This window comes from Pseudoduganella sp. R-34, from assembly GCF_049904655.1.
Taxonomy (GTDB): domain Bacteria; phylum Pseudomonadota; class Gammaproteobacteria; order Burkholderiales; family Burkholderiaceae_D; genus Rugamonas.
Genome location: NZ_CP184572.1, coordinates 5,983,264 through 6,009,250 on the forward strand (window position 1 = coordinate 5,983,264; position 25,987 = coordinate 6,009,250).

The 25,987-nt window shown below is 57.0% G+C and carries 16 protein-coding genes and 1 pseudogene; 3 read left to right on the forward strand and 14 right to left on the reverse strand.

All coding sequences use genetic code 11. The annotated features are described in order from the left end of the window. Positions 1-250: 250 nt before the first annotated feature. The 7 genes from ACN9MW_RS27510 to ACN9MW_RS27540 all read right to left on the reverse strand — a co-directional run bounded on the left by ACN9MW_RS27510 (position 251) and on the right by ACN9MW_RS27540 (position 12,998). Positions 251-2,428, reverse strand: coding sequence for a S41 family peptidase (locus ACN9MW_RS27510; protein WP_426164882.1), 2,178 nt, complete (start codon positions 2,426-2,428; stop codon positions 251-253). 56 nt (positions 2,429-2,484) lie between these two features. Continuing rightward, on the reverse strand, positions 2,485-3,675 hold the full coding sequence (locus ACN9MW_RS27515) for a JmjC domain-containing protein (protein WP_426164884.1): 1,191 nt from the start codon (positions 3,673-3,675) through the stop codon (positions 2,485-2,487). A 33-nt stretch (positions 3,676-3,708) separates the two neighbouring features. After that, complete coding sequence (locus ACN9MW_RS27520) at positions 3,709-5,841, reverse strand: peptidase domain-containing ABC transporter (protein ID WP_426164886.1); 2,133 nt, start codon at positions 5,839-5,841, stop codon at positions 3,709-3,711. Between the two features lie 41 nt (positions 5,842-5,882). After that, entirely contained in the window at positions 5,883-7,148 is a 1,266-nt protein-coding gene (locus ACN9MW_RS27525) for an HlyD family secretion protein (RefSeq protein WP_426164888.1), read from the reverse strand. Next, positions 7,145-10,291, reverse strand: coding sequence for a lantibiotic dehydratase (locus ACN9MW_RS27530; RefSeq protein WP_426164890.1), 3,147 nt, complete (start codon positions 10,289-10,291; stop codon positions 7,145-7,147). The genes ACN9MW_RS27525 and ACN9MW_RS27530 overlap by 4 nt, the downstream gene beginning before the upstream one ends. A gap of 42 nt (positions 10,292-10,333) precedes the next feature. Continuing rightward, positions 10,334-11,485 carry a lanthionine synthetase LanC family protein gene (locus ACN9MW_RS27535; protein ID WP_426164892.1) on the reverse strand — a complete coding sequence of 384 codons (1,152 nt, stop codon included), beginning with the start codon at positions 11,483-11,485 and terminating at the stop codon, positions 10,334-10,336. A 661-nt stretch (positions 11,486-12,146) separates the two neighbouring features. Continuing rightward, the gene (locus ACN9MW_RS27540) at positions 12,147-12,998 is read right to left on the reverse strand and encodes a 2OG-Fe(II) oxygenase (RefSeq protein ID WP_426164894.1); all 852 of its coding nucleotides are present in this window, start codon (positions 12,996-12,998) and stop codon (positions 12,147-12,149) included. A gap of 290 nt (positions 12,999-13,288) precedes the next feature. On the opposite strand from ACN9MW_RS27540, the gene ACN9MW_RS27545 reads away from it, so the two are divergent. The 3 genes and pseudogenes from ACN9MW_RS27545 (at position 13,289) to ACN9MW_RS27555 (ending at position 16,176) form a co-directional block, all read left to right on the forward strand. Continuing rightward, on the forward strand, positions 13,289-14,671 hold the full coding sequence (locus tag ACN9MW_RS27545; protein ID WP_426164896.1) for an MBL fold metallo-hydrolase: 1,383 nt from the start codon (positions 13,289-13,291) through the stop codon (positions 14,669-14,671). A 265-nt stretch (positions 14,672-14,936) separates the two neighbouring features. Beyond that, positions 14,937-15,388, forward strand: a pseudogene (locus ACN9MW_RS27550) (zinc ribbon domain-containing protein); the annotation flags it as partial. A gap of 68 nt (positions 15,389-15,456) precedes the next feature. Continuing rightward, positions 15,457-16,176: a substrate-binding periplasmic protein gene (locus tag ACN9MW_RS27555; RefSeq protein WP_426164898.1), complete on the forward strand. Its 720-nt coding sequence runs from the start codon at positions 15,457-15,459 to the stop codon at positions 16,174-16,176. Between the two features lie 13 nt (positions 16,177-16,189). On the opposite strand, the gene ACN9MW_RS27560 is transcribed toward ACN9MW_RS27555, so the two are convergent. The 7 genes from ACN9MW_RS27560 to ACN9MW_RS27590 all read right to left on the reverse strand — a co-directional run bounded on the left by ACN9MW_RS27560 (position 16,190) and on the right by ACN9MW_RS27590 (position 25,903). Then, on the reverse strand, positions 16,190-17,155 hold the full coding sequence (locus ACN9MW_RS27560) for a hypothetical protein (protein WP_426164900.1): 966 nt from the start codon (positions 17,153-17,155) through the stop codon (positions 16,190-16,192). A gap of 102 nt (positions 17,156-17,257) precedes the next feature. Further along, the gene (locus tag ACN9MW_RS27565) at positions 17,258-18,550 is read right to left on the reverse strand and encodes a hypothetical protein (protein WP_426164902.1); all 1,293 of its coding nucleotides are present in this window, start codon (positions 18,548-18,550) and stop codon (positions 17,258-17,260) included. A 166-nt stretch (positions 18,551-18,716) separates the two neighbouring features. Then, positions 18,717-18,980 carry a PAAR domain-containing protein gene (locus ACN9MW_RS27570; protein ID WP_426164904.1) on the reverse strand — a complete coding sequence of 88 codons (264 nt, stop codon included), beginning with the start codon at positions 18,978-18,980 and terminating at the stop codon, positions 18,717-18,719. Between the two features lie 13 nt (positions 18,981-18,993). Continuing rightward, positions 18,994-20,472, reverse strand: coding sequence for a virulence factor (locus ACN9MW_RS27575; protein WP_426164906.1), 1,479 nt, complete (start codon positions 20,470-20,472; stop codon positions 18,994-18,996). Next, complete coding sequence (locus ACN9MW_RS27580) at positions 20,469-22,643, reverse strand: T6SS effector phospholipase Tle3 domain-containing protein (protein ID WP_426164908.1); 2,175 nt, start codon at positions 22,641-22,643, stop codon at positions 20,469-20,471. The genes ACN9MW_RS27575 and ACN9MW_RS27580 overlap by 4 nt, the downstream gene beginning before the upstream one ends. Before the next feature lie 34 nt (positions 22,644-22,677). Next, entirely contained in the window at positions 22,678-25,416 is a 2,739-nt protein-coding gene (locus tag ACN9MW_RS27585; protein ID WP_426164910.1) for a type VI secretion system Vgr family protein, read from the reverse strand. Positions 25,417-25,531: 115 nt separating this feature from the next. After that, positions 25,532-25,903: a cupin domain-containing protein gene (locus ACN9MW_RS27590; protein ID WP_426164912.1), complete on the reverse strand. Its 372-nt coding sequence runs from the start codon at positions 25,901-25,903 to the stop codon at positions 25,532-25,534. Between the last annotated feature and the right edge of the window lie 84 nt (positions 25,904-25,987).

Below are 25,987 nucleotides of genomic sequence, written 5' to 3' on the forward strand. Positions count from 1 at the left end.
TTCCGCGACTCCGAGTACTTGCCATAGTTGCGCCTCATGAGCCCGTCGATCGGAACGGCGATACCCTGCTTGCGGTCCGCGCTCAGCGCTTCGTGTCCACCTTCAATGAACCTGCAACGGGTAACAAACTGCTAATGTGACGGCCAGCAAAGCCGTGTACACCAGCGAAGCCATAAGCAATGAGCTGCGCAGTAGGTACCCCGCCCCCAATGAAGTTGCGCCACTTGAAACCAGTCTGTAGGCGAAACCATTATCGGCCGGATTTCAGAAATAGCAATGCACGCTCAAGCACTTCATCCTGTTGCGCCCGCAGTCCCGCAACAGTAGGGTGGACCGTGATATGAGGTTGAATACCTATTTGTTGCAAACGAGTGCCATTGGCGCGGGTGATTCCGATCCCAGAATAGCTTACAGTGACTTTGCCCGGAAGTGTCATGAGGCGAAGGTCGCCGTTCGTGCCAACGCTCGGGCTGCCAATAAAGGTGACAGGCGCCACCGACTCAAACAAGAGCGCGGCATGTTCCGCCTGGCTCATGGTTCGAGCATCGATCAGGACCACGACCGTACCGGAATAGATCGGGCCGTCGGCACGGCGAATTGGCTGCGGATGATACAGGCGGAAAGCTGTCGACGGTAACAGGCCACTGCCGAAAAACTGGTGTATCCCGGGGCCGCTGGCGGCGCCCTTGACGTTCAAGCGGGCGGCAATGGCCAACGCCGTACTGCGCGGATAACCCCGCAAGTCAAAGATTACGCCCGACGTATCCGCAATGAACGAGAACATGGCGGGGACCGCATCCGGTTCCAGGCGGTCGAGGTCCACATAGGCGATACGGCCTTCAAATCTTTGCAAGACGGGTGAGGATGCCCGTTGAATCGTCTCGGCGGTTACAGCTTTCCGGCCCAGCGTGGCTTCATACTCACCGCGCGCACCGAGTAGCTTCAGCCTGGCGACCGAAGCCGGCTGGCCTCGCAGCAAGGTGCCCAAAACGCCAAATTCAATGCCAGCCGCCGTGGCAGCTGAAGTCCGGGACGCAAGCATTGCCATTCGCGTTGAAATTGGCTGGTCATCGATTGCAATGAGCTCATCGCCGGCACGAATGAATTCTGCTTGATCGCCGCCAACGCTGTCTGCGGTGGCGATAACCTTTCCGTCGATCAATGCAAAGCGCAGGTCCAGGTCTCCCTTTCCATAAAAGGCATTCAGTGCCCGGCTCGATACCCAGACATGGTTGTCCCCCATCTGAATTGCCATCGTCTCCAAGGCTTGGGCGTACTCAAGGCTGTTGCTGACCATCGTCATTTGTTGCAGACACGTGGCCAAAGCGTCATTCCAGGCCTCGCCAAGTAACTCCCGATAAGGATATTGGCGATCTATCGTGGCCCACATTTTAATGGCGGCGAGAAGCCGTTGCTCCAGCGCGGGGAATTCGGCCTGATCAGCCTGGTGGTGCTGGCGTGCCATTATGGGCGCTGGATGCTGGGCGGGAGCAGGACGCCAATGGCCGTGATTTTTCAGCATTTGTATTGCCGCTTGCACGAGTGCCTTCTCGGCATTGCCGTCGCCTGCAGCGGAGATGACCTCATTGGGGCGAAAGCCGATGATTCCCTGAGTTGTCACCAATCTGGCGCGGCTAAACTGAACCGTTATATGTTCGCCGATATTCAGGTGCTGCAATGGCACCGCATATGCAGGCAAAATTCGTCCCACTGCAATAATTTGTGCCGCGCCCCTTGTTTGCAGGGCCACGGCAACCTTGGGAACCGGGAACAGATTGTCGACTATAAATACGATGGGTTTGCCGCGCTGCGAGGGCTGCGGCGTAACCGAGCGCATATTCATCGTCAGCAAGCCGCCGACAGCAGCGCCGTCGTCCGCCGTGCCGGATGGCAGCGCGTCAGCATAAAACCGGTATTGCTCAGTTGGCAAGGCCAGCGGCGCCGTGATGACGCGGGCTGCAAGCTGCTCCAGATAGGGAGCTTGGTTGGGAACTTGCCAGGATGTGCTACGCAGATCGATGACCAGACCGCGCACGTTTGGCAAATGCGCCAGAAATTTCGCCCAGTCCGCCGGCGACACCGGGCGGCCGCCATGCAGTCGCAGCAGGCAATAGCTAGCCGGCAACTCTTGCCACAGAGCTTGGCCCGACGGGAGGGCGAGCGGCCGGCTCTCGCTCTTATCCCAGATGCGCAACGCAGAATCATGCAATGGTTGCATCAGCCGCTCGATGGCAAGCATGCGCGCGCCGTCATCCTGCGCAGCGAGCATTGCCGGCAACGCATCGACCAGCGCCTGATCCCAGTCGACTGTCCCGTCACCCAAGGCTGGATGAAGGTATTGCACATCGCGCCAGATGCGCGCCATGTCCGGCAGGTCGGCCTGTGCAGCGACAGCCGCTGTAGGCAGGCAAATTAACAGGCTGGCCAAGCAAAGCAAGCTGGCCCACCTGCGCCGAATACCTTGCCGCAAGCTCATCCATGACATCATGGTTGGGCTTGCGCTACGGCATGCGTCAACGGCGCGCGCGCGTGTTTGCCAATGATGTCGCGCAGCAGCAAGTCGTTAAGTGTCCACAGCAAGGCTTCGTGTTTAATGGCAGGATGTGCAGCCTGCAGCGCCTGGAAGCTGATCGGCTGTGTGGCATTTGCAATGGATTCCGTGACCGCCTGGCCATGCGGCGTGCGTAAGGAAGCGCGGCCATTGATCGTGCGCGCCTTGAAAATGGCGCGACCATCGAAGCGCGAGTGCAGGATGAAGCGACTCTGTTCCAGCTCGTCGTAAGCGTCTGCCCGGAAGGGACGTGCAATGTCGAAAGCACTTGCCGTGCGCTCGTTGCGGACCAGCTGCGTTTGGTAAGCCGAGAAGGTCTCGTCACTAAATAGGACTTCCAACAGCGTCTCCTTTGCCGCAGCGATGATGTGCCGCGATTGCTCATTCGCGTGAATTGAGTGTCGGCACGAAAAATGGTCGGGCAATACGTTCTTGGCCACCCATTCCACGTAGTTCGCGACGACTGGTGGGTGAACGCCGATGGCAACGTGGAATGTCTCTTCCCGCAATGGTATTGCAGTGTGCCACCATCCGCGCGGAATATAAAGGATATCGCCTGCTTCCAGTATCTCATCGAAGAAGGGAGTAGCGGGGCAATCGGCTTTATGGTGCAGGCTGGTTTGACCAGGCAGTGGCAGGGAGAACGTGGGTTCATAAACAAGCCACCGCTTGCGTCCGATCAACTGTACTGCAAACACGTCGTGCGTGTCCCAATGGTTGCCAAACGTCTCCTTGTCACCAAAAGAAATATAGCCGTTTGCCGCTGCGGGCGCGCCGGTGAATCGGGCGACCTGATTGCACAGATCGCGAATGGGTACGGATACCCCTTCCATCCGGTTGTAAATGATCGAGGCACCGTCTTCCAGCAACTTGGCCAGTTCGGCTTTGATGATGCGTTTGCGAACCACGCCGAGGTCGGAACAAAGTTCCGTATATTTCGCTTCATCGATGACCCCCCCCTTGTGCACGCGCAGATTGGCATCGGTGTTCTCACCGACAAACAGGGCGCGATCCACTTCGTCCCAGCCGACAGCAAGCGCGGCGTAACCGCCACGCTGAATAAAGGGACGCTTTTCGTGCAGTTCGTCAAAGAAGGTCTGTTTCGATATTCCAAAGTCCAGCATGAGTACTTCTCCAATTGTCGTATAGGAATGCAGTCAAGCACTGCGTAGATGGCTGGCAGGCTGATCGTTCGCGACCCGGCCGTGCTCAATGGTCAGAATCCGGTCTGCGGAGGCGATGGTCTCAAGCCGGTGCGCGATAATAATGCGCGTTATCCGCAGCGCACTGATGGCAGCGTTCACCTGCTTTTCGCGTGGTACATCAAGGTGGCTGGTAGCTTCGTCCAGGAACAATATTTGAGGACGCTTGTACAAGGCACGCGCCAAAAGGATGCGCTGCTTCTGCCCGCCAGATAACACCGTACCCATATCGCCAACCAAGGTATTGAATCCCATCGGCATAGCCCGGATATCGTCCAGTACGGAGGCGGTCGCGGCACACTGCTCAACCCATAGCGGATCGGCATCGGCGTCAAAGAAACTGATATTGTCCTGAATCGAGCCAGCAAACAGGACGTCATCCTGCAGTACGGTACCGACCATCGAGCGAAATGCATTGACGCCGAGCTGCCGTATATCGGTGCCGCCAATGGTAATGCTTCCTTCGTGGGGCGGACGAATTCCCAACAGGACAGATAGCAGAGTACTCTTGCCGCAGCCCGATGCGCCGACGATGGCCAGCGACTCTCCTGCTGCCAATTCGAAGCTAACGCCGTTCAACACCCATGGTTCCTGTTCGCCATACCGGAATCGTAAGCCGGCCACCCGTAACGATGGCGCCGTGCGGTCGGTGGCGCCAGCCATATGTTCGGGCCCATCTTCTTCGGGTGCCGTCAATACAATATCGCCCAGCCGTTCGCTCTGCAATTGAAGCATTTTGAATTCCATCGTCTTATCGATAAGGGAGGCGGTACGATTGATAAACTGCGTCTTGTACGCCATGAAGGCGAGCAGAATGCCTACGCTGAAACGGCCCTCCATGACGAACAGCGCGCCGAGGCCAGTCAGCAGCAGGTTTTCGAGACCAAAGCCAAGACCATTCACCACACGGAAATACAGATTCAGTTTTTGCAGCCGAAGATTGGCGTTGATCTGGTCGGAGGACAGCGCCAGCCAGGCTGCGCGCCGCTGTTCTTGCTTGGAAAACAGTTTGATCGCCTTGACTCCCCGCACCGTTTCCAGGAAATGTGTGTGTTGCTTGGCACCGCAGTTAATTTCCCTCTCGCTGGCGGCACGGGTAGGGTAATACCATGCCCACCGCAGCAGTGCGTATAAGGCAACCACGGCGATGCTGACCGCAGTCATGGCAGGACTGTAGTAGCACATCAGCATTAGTGTCACCAATGCCATCGTGCCATCAAGCAGCGCTTCCAGGAATGAGGTAGTGATCGTGCGCTGAATCTGGTTGACAGCGTCGAACCTTGAAATGACATCGCCCAGGGTGCGCTTCTCAAAGTACGGCATGGGCAGCCGGACCAGGTGGGAGAAGATATTCGATCGCCACTGCAGGCTGATCGACGTGGACATATAGATCAGCATCCAGCTACGCGCCGTACTGATACCGGTCTCCAGCAACAACAGCAATGCAAAAGCTGGTACGAGGACGTAGAGCAGCGGCTTGTCGTTGGATGGAATAACCGAGTCGACAATCCAACCCGTAAAGAATGGGCTGATCAACGATAAGACTTCCAGGGCCGCGGCCAGGAGCAGGATTTGGCCAGCGGCACGGCCGAATCCACGCGTCGTGCCTATCAGTTCACGGAACCGGACCCGAGGCGTTTCGACTCGTGGCTGGAACTCCGGCTTGGGCCAAAGCTCCAGGGCGACCCCGGTAAATGATCGCGACACCTCGGCAAAGGTCAGCTTTCGCTCGCCAAACGACGGATCCTGGACTGTAATGCCGCGCTGATCGACCTTGGTCAGTACCACGAAGTGATTGAAATTCCAGTGCAGGATGCACGGCAACTGCAACTGGTCCATGTCTTCCAGCTCCAGGCGCAATGGGCGTGACCCCAACCCCATTTTTTCCGCAATATGAATCAGTTGGCCAAGGGATGCTCCTTTTAAGGAGATGGCGAAACGTGCTCGCATTTCCGCCAAATCGACGCGGTGCTGGTAATAGGAGAGCACCATGGTCAAACAGGCCAGTCCACATTCCGCAGCCTCAATTTGAAGAACCAGTGGGACGTTTCGCCCACGGGCGAATAGCATTTTTTCAAAGGACTGCATTATTTGCGATTTTTCGGAAGCGAAGAGGAGGATGAAGCTGCTTAAGGCTTAGTGGCGCCGACCAGTGCATTGAGCTCGCGGAATGGCATGAACATCCATTGGTAGAGACTACGCGTTTCTGACAACACGTCGGCCTGCAAGTTCATCCCGGCCGGAAGCTTGCGCATCTGGCCTGCGACCTGAATATCCTGCTGGTCCAGTTCAACGATGATTTCATACTGAGGCGTGCCAATGCCGCCGTTTGCCGCGCTCACCGCAGTGCCGACGACGGCCGGGGCCTGAGTGACTGAAACAACGTTGCCGCCAGCTTGACCAAAGTGCTGATAGGGATAGGCGTCATAGCGCAGGAGCACGCGCGCATTGGGACGGACGAAACCGATGGCATTGCTAGGGGCGTACAAGCGCGCCTGCATCCGGGAAGCTTGCGGCAGCAAGCTTGCAAGTGTACTGCCTGCCCCCACGGCCTGGCCTGTATCCGCCAGGATCGCCGTGGCGACGCCGTCGCGTGGTGCGACTATGAGTTCGGTGAGCTGCAATTCATTTTCACTGAGTTCCTGCTTGTTCGACGATAGCTGGCGGCGCAACGCTTCCGCGTCACTGGCATGGCGCAGCCGTGCTGTGGCCAAGTCATCTTGTCGTTCGTTGATATTTCGCTCGACTTCCAAACGCTCGCGTTGCAGTGCAGCCAGGCGATTCCTGTGCTCAAGCAGTTCAGACTGCTTTTGCTTGAAAGATTCGTCGGAGACATAGCCGCGCTCATGCAGGTCCTGGAATCGTTGGTGGCTCCCCTGCTCCAGCGTCAACAGCTTGCTTTGGCTGGCAAGTTGCTCATCCAGCTTTGCCAGTTCCTCTCGCAGGGTACGCAAGTGCAGTACCGTGCGACGCTCCTGATCCTGCAAATACTCGGCCTTGAGACTCAGTTCGTGCTGGAGCGAATCTGACCGCGACTGCAGTTCGTGTGCAGCGGTCTGGCGTGTAGGGGCCAGTGCACCATTTTGACGTTCGCTGGAGATGACATACATGATCTGCCCGGCCCGCAGGGTATCTCCTTCGGCAAAGCGGCGCTCAAGCACAACGCCGGCCTGGTTGGCCGCCACCTGGATAAGACCGCCAACCGGGACAAGTTTGCCGGACACCGTTGTCCGGCGCGTATACGTGCCCAGCGAGAGCAGCAAGACCAGCCCCACCAGCACGCAGGCAACCAAGGCGGACACGAGACGTGCCGAGGGCGGTTGAATTACGATAATTTCGCCAAGCCATTTTGGGCGGCGGGCGGCATAGGCTTCCCGCCTGAAAAGCTCACTCATGCGGCGACTTTCCTTGTGTTGGCGCGTTGCCGGCCCAATGCCGTGCGATAAATGCGTTCCAGTGCATCGTAGGCGATGACTTCATACGAGCGCGGATGCTGGCTGAACAAACGTATACAGCACATATGCAGATGGCTCTGCACGATCTCATCTGCCAACGGCTGCACCGTGCTCAACAACGCGCGACGTCGTTCCAGTCCGCTGGCGGCAGCCAAACGATAATTCGCGTCCCATCCCTTGGCGTCGGCGGTATCGTCGAGGATGCAGTTCAATTGGCTGGCATGCGTGCGGAAATTTTTTCCCAGCAAATCGCGCTGATAGGAGCTCACGCTGAACTCGGCGCGGTATTTGTTTGCCATTGTGGCTACGATGCGGTGACGAGCCTCGATAGAGTAGCCCAGGTCGGCCAACAGGGTGTTGCAGGACCAGACGGCAGCATGACAGCGCTCTTCTTCTCCTTGTCCGGCGATGCCCAGCAAAGCGATGGCAATATCGCTGTCGGCGCAGAACAGTTGCTCGCTCAGTCCCATCAGTTGTGCACCGCCATAACGGATCAACTCGCGCTCATACTGGGCGAAATGGTAATGGCGAATGCGCTGCTTTTCATGCAGCGAATCGAGAACTTTGGTAACTTCGCGCACAAGCGGTCCTAACTCGGGGCTCAGGAATCGAAGCCGCAAGTGATGGTTCGGATCGGCGTAGCGGATAAAGAACCAGTCGCTGGCCAGTCCGGCGCCGCGCAGACGGCGCACCAAGGGTTCGATCACGTCCAGCAGCAGCGCGTCGACCTCGGTGGGAGCAAGATATATTTTGGCATACAGAACTTCGTGCATGGCCACGAGGGGCAGATCGCATTGATCCAGCTTTCGTACCTTACCATGTGACACTGCCGCTGGGACGGCATCCGGTCCAAAGGGCAGCAGCACCTCGTGCCTTGTCAGCAGCGGCGCACCGTTCGCGGGCGCTGCCTGCGAAACGACTTCGCGCAGCACGAGCCGGCGGCTCTTCCGGTATATGCGATAGAGCTGTTCCATATCCAACTCATCGGTGCGGTCCAGCAGCAACGTGTTGTCGAACTCTTTTAGTTCGGTCAGTGCCGGGAGACCGCGTTGTGCAAGGTAAGTTGCAAACGCCCGCCTGTTCTCCTGCTCGGACAGTGCCTTGTCAGGTACGAAATCCCCGGTTTGGATCAACCAACGGGCCGGCGCAAGGATAATATTGGCATATTCCAGGCGTGGAAGATAAGGATAGCTCCTGAAGAAATTGCTCCATCCAAAATGCGCGAAATACGCTGGATGCAACTCAAGGCTACGCAGGAGAGAGTAGGCCTTGACATTGCCAAAATGCTCGCTGTTATGAGCGGACGACATATGCGGAATAACCCGTTTGCCGTGCCGACGCGAGTACAGCTGCACCTCGCCGCCGACCACGGTCACAAGCAGGTCGTTCAACGGAATTTCGTTGTCGCTACCGCGCAGATCCCCTTCAACCAGATTGATGCGGTAGGGCCAGATGTCGGCCCGAGACATCACATTGTTGAGTTTGCCATATGGCATGTAACAAATTTCCGCATGCAGGACTTCGGGATCGTTTTGCTCCGTTGTCCTTGCCATATCGCGCAGAGCATTGCCGATTGCCGGATCGCCATAAGCGAAGCGGCCGGTCCAAGCCCCCAGGCTGGAATTGGAAATACCCTGCAGCCAGGTACGCGTACCCTCGGCTGTTGGGGGCAGCACGGTCATGATCGCAAACAGGCTATCCGGGAACTTCCTGCCGCGGCGTTTGAATGTCCGCACTTCTTCCGGCGTAATGCGCAATACAGTATTGCTGCCAACGGGAGCGGCCAGCAACTTCCCGACCAAGAACTTGTCAAATTCACGCAGAGTGTCTTGCGCATTGCCGTTATGGCCACTCCCCTTCGTGAGGCCAAATTTTCGTAGCAAGTCGCAATTGTAGGGATCGCTCCCGGCCCCAAACAATTCTTCATCGTCCAGCAGTTCAGTCAGTGGCACGACGCTCTCGCCGTAGCGGTGCGAAAATGCCTGGGCCAAGTTGTTGAAGGACGCTTCCTCTTCGCAGAAGCGAGAAATCAGCAGACCTAAATCCGCCAGCAGCTCGTCGCAATACTGCCTGGACAGACTGAACGCTGCATCCGGACGGAAACAATCGACTCTTACTTGCGGTGCTTTCGGCGCTGGTTCGCAAAGTGCGGCCAATTCTGCTCCTATGCGCTGGTATTGAGCCATGGGGAAGGCCTGGACGTCGGTCAGAACGTCCAATTCGTCCGCCGCCCGCAACAAGGCTCGGCCAGCGGCGCTTGCAGGAGAAGCCAACAGTGCAGCTGCCAGTGCACGGGCAGGATCCGGGGCCAGCAGGTCGATTGTTAATGCTGGCAGTAATAGCCGGGCTTCGATGAGGTCGCCAATCAGGACCTCAAGGACTGCGTTCGGCACCTGCGGGAATTTGCCGGCGACGCGTTCGCACACCTGTTGCGGCAGCAATGGGGCTGCGTCGCAAAGTGCCAAAATTGCTTCCACTACCGGGTGCCGATCAACCTGGGCCAGTTGGTAATTCCGTCCGCCGGTGGAGGTGCTGGACCAATCCGTATATTTCAGGAACTCGCCGCTGACATATGCCGAGCGATTTGCGAGGTAGGGAAGTTGTTCGCGGTGCCGGATCACCATCTGGTCGCAAAGAATTTGTAGAAAGCCGGCATCGACGCGGGCGCGCCGTACGCCGCTGCCATCGCCTTCCAACTGAGCGGGGCCATGATAGCCATCACTAGTGATGCGACCGATGGCTACGGTGGAAAACATCCCAAAAGGGGTCGACCGCAGGCACATGCGGTTCAGGTAGCGCTCGAACGTCAGGAGAAGCTTGCGGCTGTCCGCTCGCGCGCTATCCCAATCGGATGACTGAAGCCGATGGTGCAGCTCGCCGCTTGCCAAGTAGATCGCTTCACTTACCGGGGCGCGAGCGAACAGTTCACGCGCCGCGCCCATGCGCTTGGTCCAAAGAAGCTCGGCTGGATCGGCAGCGCCAACTGCAGTATTGTGCCGATATTCCAGCCAGACTTTGGCAGGCAGAAATGGCGCGCGCAAAATAAAGAAATCGCGATGGGTGAAGCGGAGATCAGTGGTCATGAGTGTCAAAGTTTGCGGTACAGGGCATATGGCCAGCGTTAATCAGAAACCGAATGTCAGGCAAACATCCCAATGGTGGCGCCCGCGCGAATGTCGATCTTCCATTGCCAGCAATACGCCGCAGCTGCCTTCAAGCAGGCCTGGCTGCAGGGCATAGTGATCCCGGCCATCACCTAGCAAGTCCAGACGCGTGCGAAGGAACTCGGCGTAGCGCGGAGCCGGCGCGGCGGCATTCAGTTTGTGTACCATATGTAGGGCTCCCCCATGTCCGTGGCAGAGTGTGTTGTCACTGAAGCCGAACGATGCCTCAGGTTGCGCAAGGCGCGACAGGACAATTTCGTGGGCTTGCGAGGCCAGGGCCGGTTGCACGAGGGCCGTCGCGGCGCCGTGCAATGCAAATCCTGCACTCAGGTCGCCATAGCACCAGCCCAAACGGCTGGCTTGCGACAACTTCTGGCTCGTGTAATAACTGTAGCGACTGCCTTTCACTGGGTCCGACTGATACTCCAGCAGCGCAGCAACTGCCTCCTGCAGCAAGCCAGGAGTCGCGCTGGTGCCCAGGCCGTGATAGTGAGCACCTGCCAGCAGCAGCACTACGCCGGGCAAGCCGTGAGCGATGCCCAGGTCGGTATGGCCATTCTCGCGCGCGGACGCGGGGGCCAGCGGGCCTAGGTGTATGGGTTGAGTGTGCCAGGTACGGCCTGCGGTAGTCCTTGTAGACATCGCCACCAGGCTCGCCTCGACGATTGCATAAAGGTTACGGGCAGCTTCAAGGTTAGTGCGCATCAGTGCATATGCACCAATACCTGCGACGCCAGAAATGAGATCGAAATGTAAGGTGGTGGCCCGGCTCCTGATGTAATCGCCGAGCTGGGCATCCATTTCGTCAACAAAATCTGCTACTGCGGCTGGTAGTATTTCCGGTGCGCTGGCGCGGACGAATTCGAACGCATACAGGATGCCTACCAGGCCGGACCACAGGTTGACCTCCAATGGGTGTTTTTGAATTGCATTGATTAGCGCTTGCAGTAGCTGCTCCAGCCTCGCGCGCCGCTCGGCTGTCGGGTGGACCGCGTAGCGCTCGGTTTGCATGAGCAGCCCGCCGGCCAGCCCACCGGACAAGTATGGATAATTAGGGTTGCCCATCAATTGCGTCAGGTTCTGGCGTTCAGTTTGATCGTGCGCGGCAAACATGTTGGTCACTTCAACAGGAAAAGAATAGGGTGCGGAGCTGGCTCATCCAGATGGAAAATTGCCGGCCCAAGCGTTCTGGAGCCGGCAATCTTTCAGCGTTTTTTAGTCACCAGTGTTTGGACAGCAACGAACGTTCCTCGAGGTGCCCGGAGGGCATCTGTCGGACGGCACCGGGCACAGTTCAGTCGGGCACGGGCAATTCGTTGGCAAGGTGTCTGGCTTTGGCTTTTGTTTGGAACCATCTGGATCCTCGTCACCGTCTTCGCTTGCGCCTCCAACAAGCTCCAGCTCACTCAGGGTTAACGTACGCAAGGTACGCTTATTCAACTCAATTTTTTCCATTATTTTAAAAATGATAAATTAATACTCCGCGATATAAGAGTGCCATAACGCACGGTCTACACCGTCAATTATCAGGCACTCCGATATAATCGCAACCTACCCCAAATAAATCTGGGATAGGAATAATAATTATCATTTTAAAAAAAGTAAATACAGGGAGAATGATTTTATCGCAGCAAAAGACTAAATAATTCCAGGCGAAAATATATGCGGATGGCGCCACACCCATTGCACGATGCGCAATAGGCGTACATAAGGCGCCGCCATGTCGCTTTCAATATTTTGGGGGCAAACCTATTTTGTCACCCGTGGCTGGCAATTACTCATGAGCGTACTGGCGAAACCATTTTGTCATTATCCATTTTTCACCGCTTTGCACCGGGTCGCCCGCATGCAGGGTGCCGCATTGCACGGTTGGCGTTGGATAAGAAAAGAAGAGCGCGCTGCCCTTTCTTGGCATCACGCGCACGCCCAAGTTAGCCATAAACGTGGCGCCACCGCGCTCCGGCTGTTTTAAGTAAACGATCAGGGTCGCCAGGCGCTGCCCGCCATTCTGGACCGAATTTTCAAAATATTCGTTACCTTCCAAGAAATAATCATAGTGAGGCTTGAAGCTGCCGTGCGCGCCATAGCGTTGGATCTCCAGCGGCTCGCCCCAAGCCTGCGGCCACCCTGTCAGCGCTTCGATACGCCTCTCTATTGCCATTGGCAGTGGCTGTCGCGCCGCATCCAGCCTGCATGTGTCCGACTTGCGGTAATCATCAAATTGGATGCCGTGCTCGTGATTAGCATGCAGCACCATTGCCGCCTCAAGCGAGTCATGGGCGAGCTCGCACAGGGCGTCGCACTCCTCTTCAGACAGGAAATCATCGAGCAATACCAGACGCGGCGCAAATTGTTCCATTGCGATACGTACCCGGCGATCTGGCAGTTCGACAAACAGATCACCCTTGCCGGTGTCTATGGCGGGCAGGGCCTGCCCATGTAATCTTTCATCGCTGACTGCCTGAAAGTCGTTGGCGCCATGATCGAGCACGGTTTCCACAATGCGCTGCGCGAAATGCGCCGCATATCCCCCGGTTACCACCAAATTCATGACGATTTGGGTAAAGGGAGTGCCTTGGGCATGCAGTTTTTCAATGTGAATTTGCAAGTTTGCAGGGAATTGCACAGGTAACCTTTTTGAATCAATGGAAATGCGCCTGGGTTGCCCTGCTTTGCCTTGGCTAAACCGTATCTTTTTTCGGCATACAACATACGAAAGCGATGCGGCTTATTGAGGCTGAGCATGATAGCGCGTTTTTTTAATTTGTCAACACCATCAATATTAACTTGCAAATAGCAATCTAGTGTTGCAGCAAGACATCCGACAGTGTTCAATTTTATAATTTCCTGATAACATTTTGAGTTTGCCGCGACACTCCCGGCTGAAACAGGGAAAATGCTCACACAAGGAATTAAATGAATTACGCAAGAAAAAATCTATCCCCACACACCGCCTTTCGCCTTATTAATGAAGAACAGGGGGACGTGAGTTCAAAGCTGGGCGTTGTCGTACAGGCGATGGCAAACCTTATTAACGAAAAGGGTGGATTATCCGAGGCAATTTTGGCCGCTGCAGAGTTGCCGAACTTCGAGCGTTTTTTTGAATATGACGCCGCTGCCCCCGCAGCATCGTTTGCCCCGCGTGACAGCCTGCTGTTCCCTCCGCGCTATCCATTGGACACCTTTATCGTTTCGGTAGATGAAAGGCGGGAAGACTCGTTTGCCGAACAGTATTTGATGAAAATGCGAACCCCTGAAGGCGTGAAGATGGTGGCTGACACGCTATTATGGATAGCTGGTGACCAGACTGACGACCCCCCATCGGATGAGTTGATAAAGCGGCTCGACGAGATAGGTTGCTTCAGTGAGGCGGCAGACGAAGCCGACACGATTGCCGCGGCATTCAGTCAGGACGGCATATACAGGCTGCAGCACGCATCACTGCTCTATGTCCATCAAGGGCAATCGGTGCTCATTGATCCAGTGCTGCATACCGTCGGCTATGGCGTTGGCACCGGCGATTTGCGCCTGTTGATCGCCTCGCGCACGTGCTCTGCAATTCTGATCTCGCATTCGCACGGCGATCATTTTGAGCCCTCGTCCCTGGCCTTCTTCCCACGGGATATTCCGATTGTCGTCCCGACAGTCCGACGCACCAACATTCTGACTTCATCGTTTGTTGAACCGCTCAAAGCGATGGGGTTCATTAACATCATTGAGGCCGATTGGTGGAGTAATCCGCTGAACGTCGGGGATATCAAAATCACGGCTTTGCCCTTTTATGGTGAGCAGCCACGCTCGACAGGATATGTGCGCAATCCTGAACTGCGCAACATTGGCAATACGTACTTGATCACAACCCCAACCGACAAGACCTGGGTGGTCGTTGATACGGGCAATGAAGTGGAACACAAGATGGTTCATGTGGCGGAGGCGATAGCGGCCAAGTTCGGAAAAATCCGGCACATTGCCTGCAATCTGGGAAGGTTCACTGCCCATACTCCGCACTATTGTTCGGGCTCAGGCAGTTACTGGGCATGCTTGAGCAACGAGGATATGGCCAATTTTTCGCAACTTCGCTCAGAATGCGTGACCTTGGGGCCCAAAGGTGTCGCGGAAATCATTGCAGCCAGTGGTTGCGAAAGATTCATTCCCTATGCTGACTGGTGGGGCGAAATGGATCAGCCATCCATGCAGCAGGAGAAACTGACAAAGGCATTGCAGGAACAACTCAAGGGCTTGGGGTCCGCTTGCTCAATTGCAGACGTCAACATTGGTGGGGTCGTGAGGTTGCCTTAAGCGCCGGCAACCCATACGCCGATTTGGTCCACCAAATTCGCTAACAAAAGCCCGTGCCAGGCCCAATGCCTGGTGCCGGCGATTCGATGCACGGGTCGATCAGCTCATTGAGCGTCTCGGCCAGGTGCTGGCACCACACAAGCCCCTGGCCAACGCATGTCTTCCGTTTCCGCGTGAAGTCGAAGAATCAGCTGCTGATGCGGCAAGCTTGGCTTCGATTTGAATAAGCTGACCGCCGGCAGCAGCAAAGAGCTGGAGTTACAGCGACCTGCATCGAGAAGGGAACACGTTTCGTTTTGCAATCAGTACGCTCCGTGTGTTCTGCTCGCGTCCGCTTCCCGAAGGGAAAAATCAAGGATGGCAGCTATTTTGCGTAAGATAGCTGGGGCAATTAGTTCCTCAATATTGTGATCGAGTTTGCAGCCCCCCAGGTCTTCCGCTCGACCACGGTGTTGGTATTGACCTCGGCTTGAAGGATGTCGCCATGCCCCGGTACGTGAAAGTGGACGAACGCTTTACCACCCAGACCTGCTCGAATTGCGGAACCCCGATCCACGATCGAGCGCCAAGGTGGGACCGAAAGGTATCGCAGGCCTTGGAATAAGAGAATGGGAATGCAGCGAACGCGGTGTGATACATGAACGAGATCGTGATGCTGCGTTAAACATTCTCCGCCGCGGACGTGCGACGCTGGAAGCAGGAAACCCCAGCCTTTAGTGCGGGGAGGAAGTAAGCATTGCACACAATGCAGTACAACTCAATCAGTGTCCTTGCGACCGCTGCGTATGAAAACGTTTTACCTGCTCGCCCTCGTCTGCTTGCTGTGCGCGCCACATGCATGGGGCGGCGAACTGGTCGTGCTGGTCGACCGTGCGGCCGACATGCCCATGTCGCGCATTGAGAATGGGCGCCTGGCGGACGGCGTCCACAAGATGCTGGGAGAGGCGCTGGCGCGCGGCACAGGGCGCGAGCTGCGCTTCCTGCTGCTGCCGCGCAAGCGCATTGCCAGGGCCTTGCAGCAGGGCGAGGCCGACATCCTGTGCGGCTATACGCCGGAATGGATCGAAGGGGACTATCTATGGACGGAGCCGGTGTTCACGGCAGAGGAAGTGCTGGTTACTGACGCCCGCCAACCGCAACCGCATTCCATCGCCGACCTGCGCGGACAGGCCATCGGCACCATCCTAGGCTACCAGCATCCTGAAATCGAAAAGGTCCTGGGCGCCGGCTTTGTACGGGACGATTCGCCCAATATGGAGACCAATCTCGAGAAGCTGGCGCGCGGCCGGGTGCACCATGTGCTGATCGCGCGCGCTGTCCTCGAATACCGGCAGCGCCTGCGGGCCTTTCCACTGAACCTGCACCCGCCCCTGACCGCAGCGAGCTTCACGACCCGCTGCGCGGTCTCGCGCAAGGGCCATCTCAGCCTGGGAGAAGCCAACCGTGCGATCGCTGCCGCAGCCAGGGACGGCACGCTCGCGCGCATCCTGGCCCAGTTCCGCTAGGGCCTGTGCAGCATCACATGCCGACGTTCTTCAACTCTTCCGGCAGCAGGTAGGTATAGCTCTTCGGATCGAACATCACCTTCCAGGTTTTCGCCGGGACCTGGGCACCGCCCTGCATGCCCGCCTTGCGTGTGATGTACAGCGGGGTAAAGGTCGAATCGCTGACCGGGTCGGTGCGATAAGACCATTGCAGCTGGGTGCAACGCGGCGGAACGAGTTCGAACTCCTCCGCCGTCTCCTCGTTCGAAGCTTCCTGCGCGCTGTCAGCCTCGGCCGGAGCAGCCTTTTTTTCAGCCTGGGCTTTTTCCCAGTCAGCGTACTGGCTTTCGGTTTCCTTGCAATCGCCTCCGCCCAGAACCTGGAATGCCGCAGTGAACTCGGCCAGCTCCGCGATCTGTTCGTTGCGCGGCGCCAGGACCACGTTCCTGGTAGTGGTGAAATGTTCGCCCACGCCAGATTCATAGGAGCTGGTCTTCACCACCCATCCCCATACATCGGCACTCAAGGCCTCGAAATGCACGCGCTCCGGAGTCACCGGATCGACATCGCTTGGGCGGCACGGATCGCTGTATTCATACAGCTGGCCGTCGCGGTAGCGCAGTTGGAACACGCCGTAGAATGAATCGTCCTCGTCCTTGTTTGCGATGGCACGGCCGCTGGTGACCAGGTAGAGCTCATCGCCCTCCTTGCCGTCCACTTTCTTTTGCTGCACCACGGTCACGAGGTAAGTGACGTGACTCGTTTCATCGACATACAGCCAGCCTTGCTGGGATTCCGAGTACTTGCCATAGTTGCGCGTCATGACGCCGTCGATGGCTTCGTTCGCGTCGAAGGTGCGCGGCGCCTGCGGCTTGGATTGCAGCGCCATCACGGCGATCAACACCGAGAACAGTAGCCCGACTGCGGCAAAGATGTAGATGGCGATGCGGCCCAGTTTCCTGGTGCGCTTTGGTTGTTCCGGGGTAGTGGCTTCTTCCATGTTGTAACATTGCAATATTAGTAGAAGCGCAATTATACAAAAGCCAAAGAAACATGATTTCAGCCGTGCGCGGCTGACTGTTCCCTACGCATCCTGCCCACCTCAGTCGGAATAGCCTTGCGGCTCCGGTCCTGCATCGTGGCGCAATCCCCACCAAGGCAGGAATGCGTTGCCCCCGCCGCGGGCTCGGAACCACGGCGCGTTCGGATCGATCGGGCGTACCTTGGCGGGTGGGCTCACCACGACTGCCGTTGGCTGTTCGGCGTCGGTGGTGCCTGCCACCAGCACGTGCTTGCCCAGGTGATTGGCGTAGGCGATGCCAAGTGCAACGTTGGTCAGCGCCGTGCCAGCCCCCATCTCGCCCAATAGGGCCGAAGTATTGAAGGCCTGCTTCTTGAAATCGAAGTCCACCAACTCAGTGGTGAGTGTTTGAGCCAAGGCGCTGATGCGTTCAGAAGAAGCAGAGTGAGTCTTGTTGGCATCATGAATGACGTAGCCAATGTCGCCATTTAGCTTGCCAACGTTACGTGCCGCGGCTTCCATAGTCGCCCTCCAAGCCTGGACTTCGCGAGACGGCTGTCCTTCCTGGCCTTCGAAGTCCACCACGTTCGTGGCGGCCGGATGGCCAATCCAAGCCAGCGGTGCACGCTCCGTCTTGTAGTTCGGACCAGCGAGCACCAGCAGCACCATATTCTCGTTAATCTGCGCGTCTTTTGGCGGGAAGCTCGGGGCGTCCCAGTTCATCACCCAGACCGTTTCGTTTGGGTGCGCTTGCAAATAGTCGAGACCAGCGGCCAACGATGTGAATCCAGCATTGGCACCGCCCATCGTTACACGTACGTCTGGCGGGGTACTCCGGCTCCATGCGGCGGGGAAGTTAGGATTGCCAATATCAAACGTATCAACGATGCGCTCTCGTGTGTAGGTTGCCGCCTCGATTGGATCCAGGCGCCCCTCGGGCAATGCATACTCGACGTGAATGCCAGCCAATTCTCGCCACGTTTTCTTGTCCTTTAAGGAGTGGACATTATAAAAATATGTCGAACTTGAAAAGTAATTCTTGTGAAATCTTAGCGTCAGTGAATCAACGTACTTGTGATGAAATCCATTGAAGGTTTCCACCCCATCATTACCGCTCGCGATAATGCCTATCGCCCGGAGCTCCGAGAATGACTTGGGATCTGACTTAACCATGTCATCGTCGTTGTTAGGCTGAACAAGCCCCAAGGTCCAAAGCAATTGCCACTCGGTCGGATAATCCCGCCGTTGCAGCAGGTTAAGCCATTGCAGCCCAACGACTTGTGCCTGAAATGGTTTGGCTTCCTGCAGCGCCCCCATCGCGGCGGCAGGCTCAGACCGGGTCGTACTGCACGCGCCAAGGTTAAGCAATGCCATGACACTCGTGCTAAAGAGGGCAGGCAAAAGTAAGAATCGATTCATAGTCAGCATCTGTTGGGAAAAGGGCGACGACTGGATAGTCACCTTGGCTGCACTGCCACCGATACTCCCCTGCCGCAACTACTTCGCGCACAAAATCTGCCGCGACAATGCACTGCCCACGTTATCCGCGGGTGCTCTTCGGGGCAGTGGTGATAAGGGTCGCGCCACAGCTGGTTTTATGACCGTCAAATGCCACTGGCACACCGTCGATCAGCGCTTTGGGGTCACCTTCAACAATCACGCAAACGCCATGACCAGGCACTGGGCAGGTACAGCTGTCACCCTTGCGGGCGACAGCGATTCCATGGACCTTGGAATTAGGTGATGCACTGATGACGATGCCACCATGGCTGGTGGGGTCGTTCAGGCGGATCACGCCGCGCATGTGACGGCCTTACTCATCGCGAATAGCCTTGCGAGCCAGGCTTGGCGTCGTGACGCAGTCCCCACCAAGGCAGGAATGCGCTGCCGCCACCCCGAGCCCGGAACCAAGGAGCGTTTAGATCGATTGGCCGCACTTTGGCAGGCGGGCTTACAACGACTGCTGTCGGCTGTTCCGCGTTGGTTGTACCAGCGACCAGCACGTTCTTGCCAATATGATTGGCGTAAGCAATACCAAGTGCGACATTGGTTAGCGCCGTGCCGGCGCCCATTTCGCCCAGCAGCGCAGGAGTATTGAAGGTCTGCTTCGTGAAATCGAAATCCACCAGTTCAGTCGTCAGGGTTTGAGCCAGTGCGCCGATACGCTCGGATGAGGCGGAATGGGTATTGTTGGCGTCATGAATAACGTAGCCGATATCGCTATCCTGCTTGCCGACGTTCCGAGCGGCGGTTTCGACTACTGCCTTCCAAGCTTGGATCTGGCGCGGCGGCTGGCCTTTTTGCGCTTCAAAGTCCGCCACTTTTTGCGTGGCAGGGTAACCGATCCAGGCCAGTGGCGCGCGCTCAGTGCTGTAGTCTGGGCCAGCAAGAACCAAAAGCACCATGTTTTCGTTTATCTGCTCGTCTTTCGGCGGAAAGCTCGGGGCATCCCAGTTCATCACCCAGACTGTTTCGTTTGGATGTGCTTGTAGGTAGTCGAGACCTGCAGCCAGCGAAGTGAAACCGGCGTTGGGGCCGCCCATCGTTACGCGTACGTCAGGTGGCGTGTCGCGGTTCCATGCTTTGGGAAAGTTCGGGTTTCCAATGTCAAACGTATCAATAATGCGTTCCCGCGTGTATGTTGCGGCCTCGATCGGATTCAAGCGACCTTCTGGCAGCGCATACTCGACGTGGATACCAGCCAACTCACGCCATGTCTTCTTGTCTGTGAGCGAATGGGCGTTGTAAAAATACGTTGGACTGGAAAAATAGATGTCGTGAAAGAGCTCGGTAAGGGCATCAACGTACTTGTGATGATATCCCTTGAATGACTCCCTTCCATTATTGCCCGAGGCGATAATTCCTATCGCTTGAACCTTCGAGAATTTCTCAGGCTTTAATTTAACCATGTCATCGTCCTTGTTAGGCTGCACAAGCCCTAAGGTCCAAAGTAATTGCCACTCGGTCGGATAATCCCGCCTCTGCAGCGGGTTAAGCCATTGAAGGCCAACGACTTGAGCCATAAAGGGCTTTACTAAATTTGGTACCGCCGACTCAGCCGCTGCGGGCACCGGCTGGGCGGCTGCATGTGTGCCGAGGCTTAACAAAGCCAGTACGCCAGCTCCAAACAAGGCGGGAAAAACCAAGGAACGTTTCATAAGGTCACCATCAGATAGCAAATTTGGCGAGGATTCAGCGGCTCCTCTCGTAATTACGAAGGCCGCAATGACTGCAAGAACAAAGGCGAATAAGGCACAGGCGACTCGGCGCGTACGCGTCTCAGACAGAAATTTCATTGTGCCCCCTTGGGTACTTTGGCAAAGAAGCCTCGTTGATTAACGATCTTAATAGGCATGCTGCCTTCAGGATCGTTTTCCGCCCAAGTGTGAACAGCTAATTTCTTGAACTTCCCTAATTCAAAATATTCCTTGAATCGCTTGTTAGAATTATCGTCATCAAGACCACGAAGGAATCGCCAGTCTGCAGCCTTTCGTAACTCGGTAAAATCTACTGCTTTGATATAGCAAGCGCCAACTGCCACGTCGTAGGCAAGCGCCTTTTGTGCATGCATGCCGTTAGTCATAATCGTCGAATGGTCTGTCGCATGTGTGTCGATGTTATCAGCCAGGCTCTCTTTGATTTTCTTGGTGCGCCAAGCATTGTATTCTGCACTGGCAGTACTTGGATCGTCTTCTTCCATCACTTGATCTCCATTTTTATAGAGGCCCTCCCGTTTCGCCTGCATGCGTAGCATGGCATGGTGCTCATAACGCAAGCCGGCCTCGGAAGACTGATCACCTTCTGCCGTATCGGTACCCTTGCGTGTCGAACCCTCTGAGCCACCACGCGGAATGGTCCGGTCGCCAGCATAAGCGTCACCTTCGTTGCGTTCACGATTCTTGTCGCGCGAGTCGCCCGGAGCATCGTAGCTCTGATCGAAGTCGGCGCACGGCTGGCCAAAACGCAGCGCAACTGGCAAGAACGAATCTGGCAGGTTTGGTGCGGTAAGTGGCGTCTTCCAGTTTTCTGGCGGGCTGCCATTGATGCGTGTACGAGCCAGCGATGTTGCTACCACTACCAACGGAGCGCTTACAAGCGTCATCACTTTGCCAAAAATATTCGTGTTGGCCGCAAGGCCTTTTGAAATGGAATATTTTGCTATCGGCGAAGGCGGGTGCCAGAACTCCTTAATGCCGCGGTCTTTCATCGCCTGTGCAAAGTCGTATTGCCCCTGCTCACCAACTTTGAATCCTTGCGCGAACACCCTTTGACTGAACACACCGTGGCCGCTGGTGGCATTGATCTCTTGCTGGCTCAGGCCACGCCAGCCTATGCCTTGAATGGTGGAGGATGAAATTACTTGGTCGTGCGGATTGAAATACAGGGTTACGCGTCCAAACGTTGTCAATTTGTCGCCATAGCCATACTTGTTACGGTCGCTTCGCGCATCGAAACCATGCGCTTCGTTTTTCATGAGTTCATCAACGACAGATGCTGGTTGCTCGTATGCCGCCTGCTTCCGTATGATGTCAAAGAAGGCGGCCAGCGTCTTGTAGCGGGCCTCGCCACTTGTACGCCCCCTACGCCCCTCTTCGTCTTTCATCCCGCGCTCGGCCCAGGTCTGGGTAGCGTTCTCTTGCAATAAGCTGTAAGGCGGATTGCACAGCACGTAGGTATCTGCTACGCAGTTGCCAGTTTTACCGGTCGCGTCACTGACGGGATCGAGCCGATCACCGAGAAATGCAGCCGCAATGCCGATCATATTGCCTTGGCTATGGCAGACGATAGTAATCGGGGTATCGGCCTGCTTCTTACGGATCGATTCGACCAGCTTCGCCAGGCGCAACGCGGCCAGCACGTAGTAAGGCCGGGGTGGGCAGGAATACACCAGTCGATCATTGGTCGGGTTCATGTGTTGGATGTGCAGCCACAGAAACAGAGTGTCGTCGATGCCGCTTCCCCATAGGTCGGGCAGCGATGTGCACCCGTTGGCAAATGGCCCACCTCCCCAATAGTTCTTTTCATTGAGGTAAATGGAATCGCCAAACTTCTGCAGTTCTTCGCTGCTAGCCTTATACCCCCAGCGGAAGTGAATCACCGGAGAGAAACTACCCGCACAATCAACAAAAGAATTTTCGTTCAGCTCGGGATTAATGAACCCATCCGGCGTCAACTCCTCCATATATTTGGCTGGCCGTAGCTGGCCGCCTTCCGGCGTAGCATGAACAATCTGTCCCTCATTGCGTTTGAGGCGGTCGTTCAGGCCTTTGCAGATGCCATCTTCCGTCTGCGTGTACCACTCGCCATCGGAATTCACTCCGTGCACGAAAATGGTAATGCCCGGCAGCGGCATCTGGGCGATCACGTCGAGGTGTTTGGGGTCGACCAGGCAGACGCCACTCTTGGCGCCGACGATCAGGTTACACGGGTCCTCAACCGGACCGTCAAAAGTTAATGGCTTCGTCATTGATGCGATTTCCTGGCTGATACGGGAGTGCACTTCATTTGCGCGGACGATAGAAAATGGCCTTGATCTGCTGCAGGCGGTCGGCGACGATCTTTTCGCCGGTACCGGCACCATCGCTGACGCCCTTCATCGCGCTGTCGCCGACGCGCTCGACGTGCAGCTGCATGCCTTCCACCGGCTTGCCGTCGGTGGCGCGCAGCAGGCGTGGCACGCGGCCAAAATCGCCCGATTCAAACTTGGGCAGCTCGGTCGCGGCGCTTGCGGGACCGTTCCAGTGGTGGCCATCCGTTTTCACGGTGAGTGGTCCCGGACCGCCGATTTCGGCATTGCCGCCTTTCAGCGTCAAATAGGCGCCACCACTCACCATCAAGGTCACTTCTTCTTCGGCCATGATGATCAGGCGCTTGGCAGCGGTGACCTTGATGTCCTTGGCCGAATTGATCTGCATGTCATCCAGTTGGCTTTGGAGCAGGAACTTGCCCTTGTGCGCCACCTGGGTGATGCCGTCCATGTGCGAGAACAGCGAAATGCCCTTCCCCGCATTGAGATTGAAGCGTTGGCCGCTCGTGAACTGCATATGCTGCTGGGCCACCGTGTCGACGTTCACGCCGGCGTAGCTGACCAGCGTTTTCGGTGTACTGAGCGCGATTCCGGCCGGCGCCGTCATGCTCAGCGTCGGCTTGCCGCCGTCGCGCTGGCGATCGGTATTGCTGCCGCCGGCGGCGGCGTCCACATGGTCTTTGAGTTCCGCTTGCGGCTCGGCATCCAGCGCAAGGCCCTGGTGTTCGGCGGCGTACTGACCAAGGGACTTGAACAGGTCGAGGCAGTCCTGCATCAGGGCCAGGTGTTCGTCGCTGCTTAGCTGGTTGCCGCAGGCGTCCAGCCGCTTCCAGGCGGAGATCAGGAGCGACTTGGCGGTACGAATGGCGCCGCTGTCGTTGGTGGCCAGCTCGAAGCCCTCGCCGCGCGGGTCGGCTTCGCCGTCGCAGCGCGGATGGGTCAGATAACCGAGGTTCAACTGGCTGTGTCCATGTTCACTGGCCAATTGGGCGCTGATCTGGCCGGGCGTATCGTCCATGCGCAACTGGTTATAGCGCTGCGCCTTGACCTCTTTGCTCTTGATGCCGGACAGGTATTTGTCGCCGGGCAGTCGGCTGCGGTGGCTGAATGATGGCGGGTTGGTCTTGCCGCCATGTACGCGGCCGATGATCAGTGGCTTGTCCGGGTCGCCGCCGAGGAAGACGCAGATCACTTCGTCGCCGGCGCGCGGGAGGGAGATCGCGCCATACTGGGCGCTGGCCCAGCCGCTGGCCACGCGCACCCAGGCCGAATCGCGCTCGCTGTCGGACGCGCCGGCGCCGTTGGCGTGCTCATGGTCTTCGTTGCGGCAGCCGGCAAAGCGGATCTTGACGCGGCCCAGCGCATCGCAGTGGATTTCTTCGTTGACGGGGCCGACCACCGTCACGCTCTGCGCCTCGGTGCGCGGCAGATCGATGCGTGGGTCGTAGCGCGGCACGATGGGAATGCCGCGCCTCACGCAAGTAAAGCGATTGGTGTAGCGCACGCCGCGTTCGGCACTGGCCTGCTCCATGCCATTGCTGTCGGTACGCCAGTGATTGAGCGCGAACAGCCGGCGCACGCGGTCGTCGAATGCTTTGGGCAGGTTGTTTTCGGCCTCCACACGCAGTTCGGTGATGACAAACTCACGCTGCTCTTCCGAATGCGACTCCAGCTCCGGATGGCCGCTCACACGATTCCACTGGCCTACGCACATATTGCGGTCGCTGCCCTCGCCCTGGAAGAACTTGGACTCGTATTCATGCCGTTGCATGCGCAGGGTGCCCAGGCTACGGTAATCGGCGTCGTTGTCACCCGCATGCGGCACATCGACCAGGTAATCATCAAGGCCACTGGCGAACTGGTTGCCAAGCTTGCCCTGGTCAGCCTCGCTGAGGTTCTGGCTGCCCATGGACCAGGCCTGGGCGTAATCCCAACTGCGGCGGCTCACGCTGCCGGCGCTCAGTTGCCGCACTGCGTGCCATGTCGTGATGGTGTCGCGCTGTTCGGTACCGTCGTCACGGTGGTAGCGAATGGTGCCGGCCGCGTTCTCTTCCAGCGACATGGCATCGTCGAACAGCACCAGCGTGTGGGCCGGCGCTTCGTCGCTGCCGTGTTCACTCGATGCGCCGGGACGGATGAACCACGCAATGCCGCGGCGCTTCCAGAGGCGCTGCAGGAAAGCGGCGTTCGATTCGTTGTACTGCATGGTGAATTCGCGCGCCAGGTAGGTTTTCAAGTGACCCAGGTCGAACTGGAATGCGCGTGCCACGACGGGATTGGAGTCACGCCATTCGCGCAAGATGGTGTTGGTGATATCGATTTCGCTGGCGTTGCGGAACACCCGCGTATTGCTGGTTTTGTCGAGCAGCGACAGCGCGTCGCGCACGATCAGCTGGTAGGTGGCCAGGCCGCCATCGCCCTGCCCTTCAATGGCCGAGGCGACGATGCCGCACACGGAGCGCAGGCCGCCGCTGTCGGTAACGAACTGCAGTTCAACCGGATTGGCCATGAACTGCTTGAGCGGCAGTCCGGCTTCAGACGAAACGCAGAGCAGGCTGTATTCGATACCGCCGCAGATGCTCTCCACACCGCTAACGTGCTTGACCAGGAGTTTGTCGTCAGCTGTCCCCTCACCGCGGAACAGGCGCAGGCGGATCGGGCGATTGGCTTCGGTGAGCCCGGCCATTTCAAGGCCGGCGAGGCGTGGGGACATGCGAGCACTCCTGAAAATCAAGAAAATTCGGAGTGGAAATTATATTTTATTTAACACTTCATTGATGCACGATTGAATTTTTTTACATTGACAAGGTGCGGTCTGTCACTTTCTTTCAGACCGGACGCAACTGGTCGGCAAGGCTCCGCGTTTTTGTCGTAACTTCGGTACCGGTATGAAGCGTCGATTTTCGTTCGATCAGCATGATATGGCACTCCTCAACAGCGACGGGATTGTGCCTGACGCCTTTCGGAACGACGAAAGCCTCCCCTTCACGGAGCACCACCGTTCTGTCTTCCATCTCGATAGTTAAAGAGCCTTTGAGAATATAAAAAAGCTCGTCCTCGTTATCGTGGCTGTGCCAGGTGAGCGAGCCAAGTACCTTGGCAACTTTGACGAACGAGTCGTCCAGTTCTGCCACGACGCGGGGCGACCAGTGTTCAGTAAGGCCTGCCGCGATCTGGTTCGGAGAGACAACGTTGGTCATTGCATACCTCATTTAGGAGAACATCTTATTTCCTGGCTTCAGATACAAAAAAGCCCGGCAGTGCCGGGCTTTCCAGGTAGCAGG

Excerpts from the sequence above, each read along its gene's own strand:
- ACN9MW_RS27515 (WP_426164884.1), bottom strand. The coding sequence starts at position 3,675 with ATGCTGGACTTTGGAATATCGAAACAGACCTTCTTTGACGAACTGCAC.
- ACN9MW_RS27520 (WP_426164886.1), bottom strand. The coding sequence starts at position 5,841 with ATGCAGTCCTTTGAAAAAATGCTATTCGCCCGTGGGCGAAACGTCCCA.
- ACN9MW_RS27525 (WP_426164888.1), bottom strand. The coding sequence starts at position 7,148 with ATGAGTGAGCTTTTCAGGCGGGAAGCCTATGCCGCCCGCCGCCCAAAA.
- ACN9MW_RS27530 (WP_426164890.1), bottom strand. The coding sequence starts at position 10,291 with ATGACCACTGATCTCCGCTTCACCCATCGCGATTTCTTTATTTTGCGC.
- ACN9MW_RS27535 (WP_426164892.1), bottom strand. The coding sequence starts at position 11,485 with ATGTTTGCCGCGCACGATCAAACTGAACGCCAGAACCTGACGCAATTG.
- ACN9MW_RS27545 (WP_426164896.1), top strand. The coding sequence starts at position 13,289 with ATGAATTACGCAAGAAAAAATCTATCCCCACACACCGCCTTTCGCCTT.
- ACN9MW_RS27555 (WP_426164898.1), top strand. The coding sequence starts at position 15,457 with ATGAAAACGTTTTACCTGCTCGCCCTCGTCTGCTTGCTGTGCGCGCCA.
- ACN9MW_RS27560 (WP_426164900.1), bottom strand. The coding sequence starts at position 17,155 with ATGGAAGAAGCCACTACCCCGGAACAACCAAAGCGCACCAGGAAACTG.
- ACN9MW_RS27565 (WP_426164902.1), bottom strand. The coding sequence starts at position 18,550 with ATGGCATTGCTTAACCTTGGCGCGTGCAGTACGACCCGGTCTGAGCCT.
- ACN9MW_RS27570 (WP_426164904.1), bottom strand. The coding sequence starts at position 18,980 with ATGCGCGGCGTGATCCGCCTGAACGACCCCACCAGCCATGGTGGCATC.
- ACN9MW_RS27575 (WP_426164906.1), bottom strand. The coding sequence starts at position 20,472 with ATGAAATTTCTGTCTGAGACGCGTACGCGCCGAGTCGCCTGTGCCTTA.
- ACN9MW_RS27580 (WP_426164908.1), bottom strand. The coding sequence starts at position 22,643 with ATGACGAAGCCATTAACTTTTGACGGTCCGGTTGAGGACCCGTGTAAC.
- ACN9MW_RS27585 (WP_426164910.1), bottom strand. The coding sequence starts at position 25,416 with ATGTCCCCACGCCTCGCCGGCCTTGAAATGGCCGGGCTCACCGAAGCC.
- ACN9MW_RS27590 (WP_426164912.1), bottom strand. The coding sequence starts at position 25,903 with ATGACCAACGTTGTCTCTCCGAACCAGATCGCGGCAGGCCTTACTGAA.